This is a genomic window from Bacillus sp. cl96, assembly GCF_900100505.1.
Classification (GTDB): Bacteria; Bacillota; Bacilli; order Bacillales; family Bacillaceae_G; genus Bacillus_A; species Bacillus_A cereus.
This window is the reverse complement of record NZ_FNDM01000004.1, coordinates 54,944-70,447: the sequence shown is the minus strand read 5'-3', so window position 1 is coordinate 70,447 and position 15,504 is coordinate 54,944. Positions and strand designations below refer to the sequence as shown.

Here is a 15,504-nt window from a genome sequence, read left to right as displayed (position 1 = left end):
CTCATATATTGGTACAAGCAAAAGAGAAAGGAGACCATCATGAATTGGTTAGAAGCTTTCATACTAGGTATAATTCAAGGTTTAACAGAATTTTTACCAATCAGTAGTACCGGACATCTTTATTTAGGAAGGCATTTGTTCCGATTAGATGAGGCTGGCTTATTTTTAGATACGATGCTGCATATTGGGACTTTACTTGCGGTTTTTATTTATTACAAAAAAGAATTTATATATTTAATTAAAAACCCATTTTCAAAGCTCATGTTATTACTTATCGTTGGGACAATACCCGCAGTTGTTATTGGTTTATTGTTTAAAGACTTCTTTGAAGATATTTCAAAAACAGGAATCACGATCGGTTGGGAGTTTTTAGTGACCGGATTCTTTCTCTACATGGCAGATAAACAAAAGAATGGTCGTAAAAAAATGGATGACATAACATATAAAGACGCATTAATTATCGGTTCATTTCAAGCTGCTGCTATTTTTCCAGCCATTTCCCGTTCTGGAATGACAATTGTCGCTGCATTATGGAGAAAATTAGACCGTGAAACTGCTGCTTACTTTTCTTTTTTACTATCGACACCAGCCATTGTTGGAGCTATCATTTTGCAATTTGTAGACGTTTTTCAAGGGAAAGCAGAATCTATTTCTAGTACATCTTTAATTGTCGGAACGTTATCAGCAGCATTTTTTGGATACATAGCCGTTTCATGGATGATTCAATATTTAAAACGTCACTCTTTAAAAGTATTCGCGTATTACGTATGGGGATTAGGTATTTTAATTTTAATGTTGCAATTTACTGATGTATTTTAAGTATAATGATAAAGAAGTTAATTAGTTTAAGATCCTGTTTCATTCATACAAGGCAGGATCTCTTTTTATTAAGGGGGAAAATATGTTTAATAAGGCTATCGTTATTGGTGGAAGTATAGCAGGAAAGTTTGCAGCAAAAGCATTATCAACTTCTTTTAAAGAAGTAATCATTATAGAAGCTGGTGAAAGGTGGGATGGAAAGTCTTCGAGAAAAAGAGTTCCACAAAGTAATCATCCTCACGTGTTATTAAAAGGTGGAGAAAACGCAATTGAAGAATTGTTTCCTACTATTACGAATGAATTAATAGAAGCAGGTAGTATCGTAAATAACTTTACTCGTGATTTAAAATGGCATCAATTTGGTTTATGGAAACAGCCATTCATAGGGGAAGTACATATGATTCAACAAAGTCGTCCTTTGCTAGAATGGCATATTCAAAAACGAATACATCAAATTTCAAATATTACTATTAAATATGAAACATTGGTTAAAGGGTTATTGGTAGATGCAAAGCTTAACAAAGTGTGTGGAGTAAAAGTTAAATATTTAGAGACAGACATACAAGAAGAAGTTCATGCAGACCTTGTAGTTGATGCGAGTGGATTTGGCTCAAAAAGTATAGAGTGGTTACGAGAATACGAAATTGAAGTACAAGAAGAGAAAGTTCGTATTGATTTATTTTACGCAACGAAAATGTTCAAACTTAAAGAAAATGAGAAATTAGACTGTTGTAATATGTTAATGTCTCCGAGTTTCCCTGATAACCCTTATGGCGTTCTTATTCAAACGATAGAAGATAATCGTTATTTTGTTACTTTCAGTGGATACGCAAACGAGAAAGCACCACAAACAGATGATGAGTTTTATGATTTTGCTGAAAACCTATCAATTTCTAATGTTACAGACTTCCTAAACAAGGCTGAGGGAATTACTGATATAAAGACATACAAAATTCCTTATCAAGTACGCCGGCGATTTGATTTAGTGAATAATGTACCAGAAGGCTTATTAGTTGTTGGAGATGCGCAATGTCGTTTTGATCCCGTTTTCGGCCAAGGCGTATCAGTTGCTGCTATGGAGGCTCACCAGTTGCAATTACTTCTGCAAGGTAGAAAACAACTTGATAAAACATTTACACAACAATTTTATAAAAAGGCAGCTACTATAATAGAAACCCCATGGGATATGACAACAACGGAAATATCACGTCATCCGCAACTAAAGAGAGAATTAACTACAAAACAAAAATTTCAGCTATGGTATACGAAACAAATATATCGACTATCCGCAAGTAATTCTGATGTTTATATTCGGTTAGTACGAGTTATGAATTTAATTCGTAGTCCATTTCATCTTTTTCATCCGAAAGTGCTACTATCTGTATTACTTAATCGAAAGTAATAGCAGGAATATAATTGATTAAAAAAGAATGTATAACAGTTAGTAAATCTAGAAGGAGAATACGGGATGGAAATATACATAGAGCAACTAAAGAAACAAGATGCTAAGGATTTATTTACGTTTGAACTTACGAATAAATCTTTTTTTGAAACAATGGTACCAAATCGTGGCTCAAAATATTTTGAATTTGAATATTTCCAAAAACTACTAGACGATTTATTAATAGAACAAGCAGATGGAGATTCTTATTTTTATTTAATTCGTAATGAAGAAAAAGAAATTGTAGGGCGAATTAATTTAGTAGATATAGATACGGAAACTCGAATTAGTTCGCTCGGGTATCGGGTCGGAGAAAAATTTACTAAAAAAGGAGTTGCAACAGCAGCCGTAAAATTAATTTTAGATGTAGCGAAAAATAATGAAATTACTGAAGTTCATGCTAAAACAACGACTAATAATCTCGCATCACAAATTGTACTAGAAAAAAGCGGATTTTCTTCTTATCAAAACGAATCAGATATAACATCTGTAGAATTACATGGAGAACATGTGAAGTTTGTACACTATATTTGGAGAAATACTTCGCGCTTATAATAAGGAGGACTTATTCATGAATGATTTACGTTATCCAATTGGCCAATTTACATACAAACGTCCTATAACTGAAGAAATGATTGATACATGGATTCAAGAAATTGAAGATTTACCTAATGAACTAACAAAGGCAATTAAAGATTTAGATCAGAAGCAGTTAGATACACCATATCGCGTTGGAGGGTGGACTGTCCGTCAAGTTGTTCATCACGTTGTTGATAGCCATATGAATAGCTACATACGCTTTAAATTAGCACTGACAGAAAAGAATCCAACTATTAAGCCGTATAAAGAAGAGAAGTGGGCAGAGTTACCCGATTCAAAATTACCGGTAGATGTTTCACTAGTAATGCTAGATTCATTACATAAAAGATGGGTTAACCTTTTATATTCTCTAGAAATTGAAGATTTAGAAAAGACATTTAACCATCCTGAAACTGGTGAAACAAAACTTGCTGTTGCAATAGGACTATACGCATGGCACGGACGGCATCATACAGCTCATATAACTTCATTAAGAAAGCGACTAAATTGGTAACATGGAGATTACATTAGAGAAGGCGACAGAAAGTGATGCAACAGATTTATTTCAAATGCAAATAGACTCATTTAACCCTTTATTACATAAATATAAAGACTATGAAACAAATCCAGCAAATGAAACTATCGAAAAAACTATTTGTAGAATAAATTATGTAGACGGTGGCTTCTATAAAATAATAGTGGCAATGAATCTTGTTGGAGCGATATGCATTTCACAAAAAGAAACACCCTCTAAATTTTGGATCAGTCCAATGTTTATTCACCCGAGTTATCAAGGAAAAGGAATTGCCCAAAAGGTACTTACATTAATTGAGGAAATGTTTCCTGAAGCAACGAGCTGGGAACTTGCTACTATTTTAGAAGAAGAGAAAAATTGTTTTTTGTATGAAAAGATGGAGTATAAAAGAACAGAAGTAATAAAGAAATTAAATGATAAAACTACACTTATTTATTACAAAAAAGAAAGGTAAAGCATATAAAATACGCTTTACCTTTTTATGTTATTTTAGATTAAATATACAAAACAATGTATGTTCTTCCAAAATACTCGGGTTAGTAATTTTAAAAATGAATAAAAATACAAAAGTCACTACTTGGTCGTAAAGGTTACTAACGCTTTTTGAATGCTTAAAATACTATCGTCACCTTTAAATTCTTTCGTAATTGGATCCTTCATACTAGACACCCAAATTTTAAGTTCTGCATCTAAATCAAAATGCCCAGCCGTTTCGATGCTATATTGTGTAATACTTTTATAAGGAATAGAATGGTATTCTGTTTTTTTGCCAGTTACTCCTTGTTTATCTACTAAAATAAGACGACGATTTGTAAATACGATTAGATCACGAATTAATTTATAAGCATGCTCTACTTTTTCATCGTCTAGCATAATCTTCTCTAAATCACGTTCTACACTTTCAGAACTCGTATTTGATGCATTTCCTAAAATACCGCTAAATAAACCCATATTAAATTCCTCCTTTAATATATGTGGAATGAATTACTTATATTGTAACATGTTACTCACAAAGATATTATGACATTACTTTAGTAGTTTCTGGTTATTGTTGTAATTAGTTTATAAAACCTCATCTTAAAATCTTATGCTAATATGAAATTAAGAAAAAAGAAGCAGAGGGATATAGCATGAAGAATATTGGTTTAGTATTAGAGGGTGGAGGAATGAAAGGTTTATATACTGCAGGTGTACTCGAATATTTCATGGAAAAGAACTTATTCTTTCCGTATGTAGTCGGCGTATCAGCTGGAGCCTGTATGGGAGCAACCTATTTGTCACGTCAAAAAGGTAGAAATAAGAAAGTAAATACAGAGCTAGTATCAGATTACAGGTATATATCTTATCGAAACTTAATTCGAAAACGTGAATTATTCGGAATGGATTTTTTATTTGATGAAGTACCTAATAAAATTGTACCATTTGATTTTCAAACTTTCTTAAACTGTAATGAACAGTTTGTTATAGGGACGACTGATTGCGAATCAGGACAAGCCATTTATTATAATAAAGCAGAACACGGAAATGATATTTTAAAAATCATTCGCGCCTCAAGCTCTGTACCGTTTATAGCACCTGCTGTAGAATATGATAATCGAAAATTACTAGATGGAGGAATTATAGATCCTATACCAGTTTTAAAAGCTCAAACTGATGGTTATGAAAAGAACGTTGTAATTATGACAAAGCCAGAAGGATATGAGAAGCAGCGGAATAAATTTTCAGGCCTGGCTAAAATTTTATATAGAAAATATCCGAAAATCGCAGAGAATTTAGTAGACCATTATCGTTTTTATAATGAGACGATATCTTATATGAATCAAATAAAACAAAAAGACAACTTTTATATTATTCAGCCTAGCGTACAGCTTCCAATAAGCGGAATAGAAAGAAGTAAAGAAAAGCTCGTTAATTTATATAATCTTGGCTATACAGATGCTCAATATCATTATGAAAACTTATTAAATTGGATAGAGAAATAAAGGGGTGGAAAGTTGAAGTTAGGAAAAAGTGTTATTTTTAATGAATTGCAGAAAATGCATAGTCCACTGCATAAACCGTTTCCTTATCGTGCTACAGCAAAAATGCAGCTAAACTTAAAAAGTGAGTTTACCGAAGATGACTGTATAAACGCTGATTTTAATCATTATTGGATGCATACAGCAGCTACTTTAAATTCTGTACTAAATGGAAACGAACAGAACATTACGTTTCAACAAATAAAGTGGTTAAGAAAATCGTTTTTCGAGTGGTTTCCGCAATATCGTTTTCTAGAAACAGAAATTGTGAATTATCCTATTTTGTATAGAGATTTCATAAGTTATGAGAAGACCAGGAAGCTATTACTTTATTACCTTACTGAATAAAAGCGAAAACGTACAGGTTACATTACTTGTACGTTTTTTTGTTTATAAAACATTCAATATTAACAACTAGTTTATATAGGAATTCTAATGAGAAGAAAGAAGTACATATAATAGAATGCTACAGGGGAGGAGAGAGGAATAGCTGTTTTACTTTAAGTTATTGTCCAACTCGAATACAGTTAGTTATTTATGTTAAAATATTTCGAGTGAAATCAAGCTTTTAAGGATTTCATTAAACATTAAACAAAACAAGTTAGCAACGTAGAAGGGATAACATTAACATGAAAAACGTATCAAATATAGATAAAGTAGAATCAATAAAATCTTTACAGTCAACAATTAGTAAACTTGAAAATGCCTTATCACAGATGACTCAAAAAGGATCAAATACTACTTTAGTGAAAAAAAGACTCAAAGCAGCTATTATCGGCTTAGCTATGTTAGAAAGTGTTTGGAAGCAAGAAACTCATCATTATACTCAGGAAGATTTAGCAGAAGCTCGTAATGTTCTGATTGGTTTGCTTCCATCAATTGAAAAGATTTATGTTAAGTCAAAGCTCGGAAGTCCTCAAAGAACTCTTTTAGAAAGAAGAATAAAATCATTGGAACTTTCTATTTAAGCAATTGATCATTTTTCTAATCAATAACTTCTCTAAACATATAACTTACGACTACTTTTATATAGGGATTCTAATGAAAAAACTCCATATAGAATACTACAAAGGAGGAAGAGGGGTGACTACAATAATCAGTCCTAAGTTAGAGAAGCTTAAAAATCACTTAAAGAATGGAAATGAAAAAGCTCTTTATACTTTTTTGGATGAAATCAAGTCAAATCATACACCACTAGTAGAACAATGTCCTATAGATAATCAGTATAAACTTATAACGTATATATGGTTAGGTGATCAAAATACTGAAAATGTTTATGTAGTCGGTAGTTTTCCTGGTTGGGATCTGTCTGTAAATCAATTACAACGATTGTTACAGACAGATATTTGGTATGTTACGTTTAGGACGAATAAAAGGTTCATTTCAACTTATTATTTTACAGTAAATGATTTTTTCAAAAATGATTGGATAAAGCGTAGTGAACAGTACCGACTAGACCCATTCAATGAAAATGTATTTGGAGAAGGTGCCAATAAAGCGTCTGTGTTAAAAATAGATATGGAAGTGCAGTATAGCAGTCGTTTCCCTTCAAATCATTATCCATCTGGGAGAATTGAAACATATTCTTTTCATAGTTCGATTTTAAATAACACACGTAAAATTCATATTTATACGCCTCATGATTATTCTCACACTCCACATCTTCAAGAACTTCTCATTGTATTTGATGGGAATTCATTCATTCAGAGCCTTTCAATTGAAAAAACACTTAATTATTTAATTTACGAAAAAGAAATCCCATCTTGCATTGCTGTTGCTATAGATCCTGTCGATCGATTAGAAGAGCTAACTTATAACGATAAAATGAATACATTTTTAACGAAAGAATTACTTCCGTGGATTCAGGCTAAGTATCGTGTGCATCAAAAAGCGAAACATACAACAATTGCAGGTTTCAGTCTTGGTGGCTTAGCAGCTTTTTATGCAGCACTTCAAAATCCGCATATTTTCGGGAATGTGTTGTCAATGTCTGGATCCGTACATTGGAAAAAGGATGATTATGAAAATACAATTCCTTGGATTGAAAATCAAATTTTATCAATAGATTCTAATACGACTCATCTACATTCTTATATAGCAGTAGGTGAACTTGAAAACGAACCTCTTTTAACGGCTAATAAACGGCTATATAAAGCCTTAGAAGAAAAGAAATACCAAACCATTTATGAAGAGTTTCAAGGCGGACACGATAGCGTTTGGTGGCGAGAAAAGCTATTCGATGGATTAAGGGTATTAGAACTTACAAAAACAACACTAAAAAATAAAAAGGAGAGAGAATCTATGAATCAAGAAGAACTAGATAAAAAACTAAAAAAGCAAGAGATTTTAGTAAAAGATGAGAAAGTTTGGTCCTATACGTATGAGGATCATATTAGTTCTATCGTTAAACAAGCAGAACAGAAAGGAGCTTTTGATCATTTACCTGGTAAAGGGAAACCTCTTAATCTTGATAAAGATCTTTCGTACAATCCTGAAAAGCAACTTTATAGAACTTTAGCAAATAATCACGTTTTACCTAGGTGGATTGAGCTTTCAAAAGAAATTGATGATTTAAAAGAAAAGCTAAAAGAAAATACAAATACTGCAGAAGCAGCGGATTTAATTCGAACTATTAATAAAAAGGTATTAGAACATAATCTACTTTGTCCACCAAGCGCGCAAAAAATGAGGGTGAAAATGGATTTTTAACGATTTTCAATTAAGTTATCGCTTACTATATAATTAAGTTAGGCATTTTCAATTCATTACTAAAAGGAGGCAAATATAGTGAAGAATACGTATCAACTTCAAATTCCGAAAGAACTAGAACAGTATCGTAGTATTTTAGAAGAAAGTGTGAAACCGTATGTTAAAGTGTCTGGAACATTAGCAGAGACAACGCTTTTTGAAAGTAAGTTTGGTGGATATCCGTATTTACCTATAGATCAAGAGCATCCTAAAGACTCAAACGGACAACCTATGATGCTACTTGCGCAGTTAAACCTTGAAGAAATACCAAACATTGAACATATGCCTCAACATGGAATGTTACAGTTTTTCATAAGTGCTGAAGAAGATCTTTTTGGAGCAGATTTTGATCATCCCACAAGCCAAAAAGACTTTCGAATTGTTTATCATTCTACAATCACAGCGGATTTAACTAAGATGATTACTGATTTTAGTTATTTAAACACTTTAGATTTAGAGAATTTTATCATACCCAAAGCAGCAAAACTAAAGTTTGAGTTGGCATATCAACCAGTAACACCAAGAGATTATCGATTTGAAATGATTTTTAATGATAACATTGATTGGGAAGAAATTGTTGATGAAGAAAATAATACAGAATTAGGCGAACTGTATGATGATTTATGTAAGGATCAAGGACATAAAATTGGTGGTTATCCATTTTTCACACAGACAGATCCAAGGGAATGGGAAGAAAAATACCAGCAACATGACATATTATTGATGCAAATCGATACAGACGATTCATTAAATATTATGTGGGGCGATTCTGGGGTTGCTAATTTCTTTATACGTAAGGAAGATTTGTTAAATCTAGATTTTTCCAATGTCATTTACAATTGGGATTGTTACTAGAAGATATAAATAAAATAATAGCAAACAAAAAATCTTCCTGAAGGTGAGGAGGATTTTTTTATGTTAAAAATAAGCGTTATGTTAACTAGAATAAAAAACAATGAGTGTAATGAAAGTCAAGCCTAAATCACAGAAATAACAACAAATAATGTAAAGTTGTAAAACATGTGCAAATAGCAATTAATTCATTAAGTAAAACATAAAATAAAATAAAATAAAATTATTAATTTATATTTTGTATAGAAATAATTTTTCTGTATAAAAATTTCTTGCCAATCAAAAATGTTTTTAATTCGTTAAATCTTAAGCGATTATTGATTAAGATTTGCTGTGATGAATTTATAACAAATAAAAACGATAAAAACTGAAGAAATTTGTTTAGATAAGATTTAATGTAAATCTCACCAAAAATCTCCGTTTTGTCTCATTAAGTATAGTTTACTTGGGTTTTGATACCTGGTATTGCTTTGTTTCTATAACTGCCTATAATATATATTATGTTAACTAACTTTAAATAATAAACTTATTATAAGTAAGTTATTTTTTGTGATTAGCCTCCCCTCGTTCTTTTTAATCATTCTGTGTGATGGATTGTTTAGTTATTTGTTTTATGAGTTGTTGATGAAAATGTCTCCAGATATAAATTATATTTAAGACAATAAAAAATGCAATTCGTTTTAACTGAACACATTAAACGAATTGCATTGATATGATTCATAATAAGTTTTTAAAATTAGTTTGCTACAGCAATTGCTTCGATTTCAATTAAAAAGTTATCGTTAATTAACTTTCTAACTTCTACAGCTGAACTTGCTGGTGGATTTTTAGTATCAATGTATTGATCTCGTATATCTCTAACAGTGGCCATTTGAGAAATATCTGTTAGGAAAAATGTTAATTTTACTACATCATTAAATCTTAATTCCGAAGTTTCTAATGCACTTTTAATATTTTCGAAAACTTGTCGCGTTTGTGTAGCTAAATCACCAATGCCAACTATTTGACCATCAGTGTTAATCGCTACTTGTCCAGATATGTAAATTGTTCGTTTAGCGTTACTAACTTCCACTACATGTGAATATCCAGAAGTTGGTGGCATCGTTTCTGGATTGATAAATTTCTTTTGCAAGGTGTCTCTCTCCTTTTTTATCAAGACAATTGTAAAATCTATGTATTTACTATATTCAATCAATAAAATTAAGAATCCTTTATGATTTAAAAATAAAAAACCTTAGAATAGCTATCTTCATACCTATTCTAAGGTTTTTTAGGATTTTATATTTAGTTATCGCTAGTGGACATTGTTAAATTAATCTTTTCATAATCTCTTTTAAATTGATTATCATTTTTTAGCCAACGTTTGAAAGCCGATTCGCTTATTTCTAAATTTGAACAAGTTATAGCATTACATTTATTTTTCATATATTCTTTAAGGAAATTTTGTTTTCTTTGTTTAACGGCAGTTTTAGTTTGTTTTAATTTTCGATCTTGTAATTGGTCTAAACTCAGACTTTCTTTCTGGAACACTTCATATTTTCTATGCAAATAAATATCTTTGTCTTTATAAATCCAATTTGAAAATAGTTGTATTGATTTTCTTCCAGATAAAATAACACGATAATGTTTGTTTTGATTTAGTAAATCGGCTCGTAAATTGCGATTTTGAAGAATTTGATGTAAAGAATTCATAAAGTTATATGATCCACCTACGAAATTAACTGTATAAGTTTCATACTTGACGTAACCATCCCCATCAAAATATCCACGAACAAAATGATGTAAATATTCTTCTGGTACTAAAGGAAATTCAATGTTAAAAGATTTACATGGCATGATTCCGTGAATATTCATTAGATCGTCTTTTATTACTTTACTATTAATGTTTAGCATATATACGCCTGTTTTTTTGTTTTGATAAAGTGGCTGGTTTGTTTTTAGTTCTTTTTTTATATCTTCTAAAATATAACTTTCTTTTTGAGATATACTGACACATTGATTTTCTTTCTGTATAACACCATCTGCTGCTATAAACCCTAAAATATAAGCCATATTGTTTGACCACGTTTTAAAATAATCTTCTGTTATGTCATACTTTCTCTTCCAACTCCCTATAGCGCGTCTTGGTACGTTATTGTCTGATAAAACCATACGAATATACCTTGCAGACACATTAGCAAGCATGGCGATTTCTGAGGTGCTCTTCCCTTCAGTATACAAATGCATGATTTCAGATTTTGATAGTTTACATTTTGATTTCTTTTTTCGCTCTATGTGCACTTACATCCTCTCCTTCCTTTCTTTTATTAGAGACATATTTTCTTCTATAACATACAACGAAACGTATGTTCTTTGTTGCGTATAAGAAGGAATTTACTAAATAAAAACAATTTACATGTACTTAATATTTGTTTTAGCTGCCACTGTGCAATTTGTACTTTATAGATACAAATAATGAATTTGACGAATTTATGAAATACAAGGCAATTTAGATGAAAGGTAAAATAATATAGTTTAAACTACAAATAGCTACAATAACAACATACGTAAATTGTTAATCGTAAAAAGGAGAACGAATGAATAAGAAATATACAAATCAAATTCATACTGATATGAGTTTTAAACCGAAAGATATTATAAGTTTAATGACGGATTACTTTAAAATAAAATCAAAGCTGCGTCCTATAAAGGATTTGCCTATCGTTTTATCAAATAAAGATAATGAATCGTTAGAGAGTGTTACATGGTTTGGCCATTCTGCTTCTCTTTTGAAAATAGAAGGTAAAAAACTATTATTAGACCCTATGTTTGGAGATGCCTCTTCCCCATTTCCTTTGTTTAATAGTAAACGCTATAGTGGTACTTTTTCTTTAGAACGTGATGACCTTCAAGAAATTGATGCGATTATCATTTCTCATAATCACTATGATCATTTGAATTACAAAAGTATTATGCAGTTAAAAGATCGCGCAAAGCACTTTTATGTTCCAACTGGAGTTGCACAATATCTTATTAAATGGGGTGTTTCGCCTAGTAAAATTAGTGAACATAATTGGTGGGACGAAATTACGTTTGATAATATTAAGTTAGTATGTGCGCCTGCAAGGCATTTCTCGGGACGTGGTATGACAGATAGAGATCGTTCATTATGGTGTTCATGGCTTATTCTTGGTCAAGAGACTAAAATTTTCTTTAGTGGTGATAGCGGTTATGCCCCTCACTTTAAGGAAATTGGTGATAAATACGGTCCATTCGATCTTACATTAATGGAATGCGGGCAATATGATCCGAGGTGGTCTGCTATTCATATGTTGCCTGAAGAAACGGTACAAGCTCATATTGATGTTAAAGGAGAATTACTTCTTCCGATTCATTGGGGTGCCTTTACGTTAGCATTACACGAATGGAGTGACCCGATAGAACGTATTACGAAAGAAGCTAACCGTTTAGGAGTTAAAATTACAACGCCTCAAATTGGTGAATCTATTACGTTAAAATCTACAAATTATCCTTCATCCGCTTGGTGGAAGGAAATTTAATTTTAAAATATAAAAAGAGCGAATCCTCTTATAAAGAATTCGCTCTTTTTTCTGTATTTAAACTTATTTCACAATATTGGATTTCCCACTATCTAAAACTCTATTTGCTGGTACACTGGACATTTCAATCACTGTATTCATACTTTTATCAGTTAGTTCAATGAGTTCGTTTTCATGTTTTATTTTATTTAAATCCCACACCATCCCATGAAATTCATTATACTGACCACTTACTTTTATAATGCTTTTTGTTTTATTTGAAGGCTGTATTTGAAGATTTGTAAATTGATTCCCACTAATTTCATTTGGCGTAGTTACTTGACTATCCATATAAATCATATTCACACAGTCTTCTAAAGAAAAGTTCATAAAACGATTGGCATTTATCCAAGCTTGTCCGGTGCTCGTTTTTTTTGCTACTAATTTTAGTCCGGTTTCCATTCCTACAATTTTAATGTTTTCGAAGTTAACAAACGAAATTTCATTTTCTTTTCCAGCAGAGTATAAAGAAATTCCGGTACCTTTATTCGTTTCCGTCCAATTGATAATATTTATATCTTTTATTTGTGTTTTGTTCCAAGTGTTATAATATTTATTTTTACCGTCTAAATAAATAACTTCAGAGTTAAATTTAGGATCGTCAATAGCTATATACGCTCCTTCAATGGATGCGTTGTTCTCCAGTTCTAGAACTCTAAAGTTTCCCTCAACTACAAATTGGGATCCATAACCAAATAATAATTTCACACCTTTTTTAACAATGATTGGTGACGTAATTTTATACTTCTTATCATCAAGTAATACCGTTTTAATTTTACTAGATTCTGCTTTATTAATAGCAGATTGTATTTTTATTGAATCATTTTCCCCTTTAAAGTTTTCTACATACAAGTTAGTACTTTTAGCTGCATAGTCTTTTTTGTTGTATTGATAAAAAGCAAAAGTAATTAAAACTATACCAATGAGTAAAACAATTATTTTCTTCATCATACTCACCCCATATCGATTAATCTATGGCTTTTATATTGAGGTTATTATTATTTTGCTTTGTATTTCAGATTACCATTGCTGCTTTGTCTATGATTGAATTATATTATGTAGGATTTAGTAAACTGTTTGCTTTACTAATACATCATTCTTATAATGTATTGATTTATGATTTCATAAATCAATAGTCTGCTTGTACATAATGTAATTCCTTCCTCTATCCCTAATACGCTCTTACTGGTGATATAAGATGTACTGCTGCAGATTGTTCTCCTGCTTCAATCAATATCGGTCTCATAGAACCGCCAAAGCTTAAAGTAATCGTTTCTTCTTTTATTGCTCGTAAAGCATCAACCATAAAACGCCCATCGAAAGATATATTTAATTGTTTTTCACCTTGAATCGCATCTATTTGTTGCGTTTCGGATATTTTCCCAATTTGAGAAGCGTTTGAAGAAATTTTAATTGTGGATTCGTTTATGATTTCTAAGTTAACATTGTTATTGGCCCATTCACTTGCTAATAAACTTGATCGGTCTACACCTTGTAATATCTTTTTTCTATCTACGTTAATAATCGTTTTAAAATCATTTGGAATAAGGTTAGAAATATTAGGATATTTCCCTTCAATTAGTCTTGAATATAATGTAGTTGTTCCAAACGTAAATATAATATGACTCTCCGAAAAGTAGATATATACGAATTCCGAATTGCTGTTCATTAATTTTAGAAGTTCATTAATGGTTGCGCTTGGTACAATACAATTTGCTTTTACATCTGAGGAAAGTAGCGTTTCACGTATCGCTAGTCTATGTGAGTCAGTTGCAGCACAAATTAACTTATTATTAGATAACTCTATATGCACCCCAGTAAGAACAGGTCTAGATTCATTTTTTGCTACCGCAAAAACTGTTTGTTTAAATACTTCAATCAATTGCTCTGTCTCTACTTTGATTTCTGCATGATTGTCTATAAGTGGTACATTCGGAAACTCATCTGCAGGAAATCCATTTAAACTTAATGTGATTTCTTCTGATTGTATCTTAATAATTTGCTCATTCTTACTTTTTATTGCTATATCACTTGGCATTTTCTTTATTATTTCAATGAAATACTTTGCAGGTACAACAATAGTTCCTGCCTTTAAAATAGTTGCAATCTTTTCGTCTTCAATTAAAACAGGAATGAATTTTTCAATAAAAATATTCGAGTTACTTGCAATTAAAGTAATTCCAGATTGATCTGCAGTTATTTTTATACCAGATAATATAGGAATTAAAAATTTTGTTGATATTGCTTTGTTGACTTCTGAAAGTGCTTGAGTGAATTGTTTGTGATTAACGATAAACTCCATGTTTTCCCCGCCTTACATGAGATAATATTTTTATGAAGATTGATGAACGATTGTTCCGTTAAAAAAATAAGGTACTGTTTCTTTCTTTTGTAATAAATCTAGTAAATGTTCTGGTATGCGTAAATATGGAGCTGCTATATGTAATTCCATCCAAGTAATCTCTTCAATTTCTTTTGGCCTTGATATATATGTCTCTCCGCCAATTATTTCACCTAGAAAATTAAAGAAAATTGCATGATGATCTCTTTCCTCGAAAAAGGCTTCGCTGATAGAACAAATCCCTTTTACGTTTATATGTAACCCTGTTTCTTCTTTTACTTCTCGAATTACTGCTTCTTCCAATGTTTCTCCTAATTTAACTGCGCCACCTGGTAATGTATAATAAGAACCATTTTCCCCTTTGTTTTTTACCATTAAAATCTTTTCATTAGTTTTATCGTACAAAATCGCGTATGTAACATTAACTTTTTTCATATGTACCTCCTCTATTTTTAATAAAAGGAATTTTCTGTCTTCTATTCATTCTACCATTAACTCCTTTTAATATATATAAGTTAGTTAAGTCTTGCCTTTACCACTATTGGTGGAGTTAATAAGAATAGGCTACTGATATAAAAAAAGAACGTACCTTA

17 protein-coding genes are annotated in these 15,504 nt (G+C 31.2%); 11 read left to right on the top strand and 6 right to left on the bottom strand.

All coding sequences use genetic code 11. The annotated features are described in order from the left end of the window. The first annotated feature begins 39 nt into the window (after positions 1 to 39). The 5 genes from BLT20_RS10510 (at position 40) to BLT20_RS10490 (ending at position 3,828) form a co-directional block, all read left to right on the top strand. Entirely contained in the window at positions 40 to 819 is a 780-nt protein-coding gene (locus BLT20_RS10510; RefSeq protein ID WP_001104298.1) for an undecaprenyl-diphosphate phosphatase, read from the top strand. Positions 820 to 901: 82 nt separating this feature from the next. Next, a complete protein-coding gene (locus BLT20_RS10505; RefSeq protein WP_000482023.1) occupies positions 902 to 2,221 on the top strand; it encodes an FAD-dependent oxidoreductase in 1,320 nt (439 codons plus the stop codon). Positions 2,222 to 2,287: 66 nt separating this feature from the next. Then, positions 2,288 to 2,815, top strand: a complete 528-nt coding sequence (locus tag BLT20_RS10500; RefSeq protein WP_000409241.1) for a GNAT family N-acetyltransferase — start codon at positions 2,288 to 2,290, stop codon at positions 2,813 to 2,815. Positions 2,816 to 2,831: 16 nt separating this feature from the next. Further along, on the top strand, positions 2,832 to 3,353 hold the full coding sequence (locus BLT20_RS10495; protein ID WP_000999070.1) for a YfiT family bacillithiol transferase: 522 nt from the start codon (positions 2,832 to 2,834) through the stop codon (positions 3,351 to 3,353). A gap of 1 nt (position 3,354) precedes the next feature. Then, the gene (locus tag BLT20_RS10490; protein ID WP_000406648.1) at positions 3,355 to 3,828 is read left to right on the top strand and encodes a GNAT family N-acetyltransferase; all 474 of its coding nucleotides are present in this window, start codon (positions 3,355 to 3,357) and stop codon (positions 3,826 to 3,828) included. A gap of 119 nt (positions 3,829 to 3,947) precedes the next feature. On the opposite strand, the gene BLT20_RS10485 is transcribed toward BLT20_RS10490, so the two are convergent. After that, positions 3,948 to 4,325, bottom strand: coding sequence for a PH domain-containing protein (locus tag BLT20_RS10485; protein ID WP_000522477.1), 378 nt, complete (start codon positions 4,323 to 4,325; stop codon positions 3,948 to 3,950). A 179-nt stretch (positions 4,326 to 4,504) separates the two neighbouring features. On the opposite strand from BLT20_RS10485, the gene BLT20_RS10480 reads away from it, so the two are divergent. From BLT20_RS10480 to BLT20_RS10455, 5 genes are all read left to right on the top strand, one after another. Then, positions 4,505 to 5,356: a patatin-like phospholipase family protein gene (locus BLT20_RS10480; protein WP_000789280.1), complete on the top strand. Its 852-nt coding sequence runs from the start codon at positions 4,505 to 4,507 to the stop codon at positions 5,354 to 5,356. A gap of 12 nt (positions 5,357 to 5,368) precedes the next feature. Then, entirely contained in the window at positions 5,369 to 5,740 is a 372-nt protein-coding gene (locus tag BLT20_RS10475; protein WP_000765973.1) for a YxiJ-like family protein, read from the top strand. A 281-nt stretch (positions 5,741 to 6,021) separates the two neighbouring features. Beyond that, positions 6,022 to 6,360, top strand: a complete 339-nt coding sequence (locus tag BLT20_RS10465) for a hypothetical protein (RefSeq protein WP_073339177.1) — start codon at positions 6,022 to 6,024, stop codon at positions 6,358 to 6,360. 115 nt (positions 6,361 to 6,475) lie between these two features. Continuing rightward, positions 6,476 to 8,101, top strand: a complete 1,626-nt coding sequence (locus BLT20_RS10460) for a DnaJ family domain-containing protein (protein WP_000207482.1) — start codon at positions 6,476 to 6,478, stop codon at positions 8,099 to 8,101. A gap of 78 nt (positions 8,102 to 8,179) precedes the next feature. Further along, complete coding sequence (locus BLT20_RS10455) at positions 8,180 to 8,995, top strand: YwqG family protein (RefSeq protein ID WP_000799801.1); 816 nt, start codon at positions 8,180 to 8,182, stop codon at positions 8,993 to 8,995. Between the two features lie 733 nt (positions 8,996 to 9,728). Here the strand turns inward: BLT20_RS10455 and BLT20_RS10450 are convergent. Together BLT20_RS10450 and BLT20_RS10445 are read right to left on the bottom strand one after the other, a co-directional pair. Beyond that, positions 9,729 to 10,124 (bottom strand): RidA family protein, encoded by a 396-nt coding sequence (locus tag BLT20_RS10450; RefSeq protein ID WP_001169716.1) that lies wholly within the window; start codon positions 10,122 to 10,124, stop codon positions 9,729 to 9,731. Between the two features lie 152 nt (positions 10,125 to 10,276). Further along, entirely contained in the window at positions 10,277 to 11,272 is a 996-nt protein-coding gene (locus BLT20_RS10445) for an LAGLIDADG family homing endonuclease (protein WP_000546828.1), read from the bottom strand. Positions 11,273 to 11,568: 296 nt separating this feature from the next. Between BLT20_RS10445 and BLT20_RS10440 the strand changes: the two genes are divergently transcribed. After that, positions 11,569 to 12,531, top strand: coding sequence for an MBL fold metallo-hydrolase (locus BLT20_RS10440; RefSeq protein ID WP_001037060.1), 963 nt, complete (start codon positions 11,569 to 11,571; stop codon positions 12,529 to 12,531). Between the two features lie 63 nt (positions 12,532 to 12,594). Here BLT20_RS10440 and BLT20_RS10435 read toward each other — a convergent pair whose 3' ends face one another. The 3 genes from BLT20_RS10435 to BLT20_RS10425 form a co-directional block, all read right to left on the bottom strand. After that, positions 12,595 to 13,518 carry a hypothetical protein gene (locus BLT20_RS10435; protein ID WP_000721082.1) on the bottom strand — a complete coding sequence of 308 codons (924 nt, stop codon included), beginning with the start codon at positions 13,516 to 13,518 and terminating at the stop codon, positions 12,595 to 12,597. A 223-nt stretch (positions 13,519 to 13,741) separates the two neighbouring features. Next, positions 13,742 to 14,872 carry a DNA polymerase III subunit beta gene (gene dnaN / locus BLT20_RS10430; protein WP_000394467.1) on the bottom strand — a complete coding sequence of 377 codons (1,131 nt, stop codon included), beginning with the start codon at positions 14,870 to 14,872 and terminating at the stop codon, positions 13,742 to 13,744. A gap of 30 nt (positions 14,873 to 14,902) precedes the next feature. Beyond that, positions 14,903 to 15,346 (bottom strand): NUDIX hydrolase, encoded by a 444-nt coding sequence (locus BLT20_RS10425; RefSeq protein ID WP_000757601.1) that lies wholly within the window; start codon positions 15,344 to 15,346, stop codon positions 14,903 to 14,905. Positions 15,347 to 15,504 lie beyond the last annotated feature (158 nt).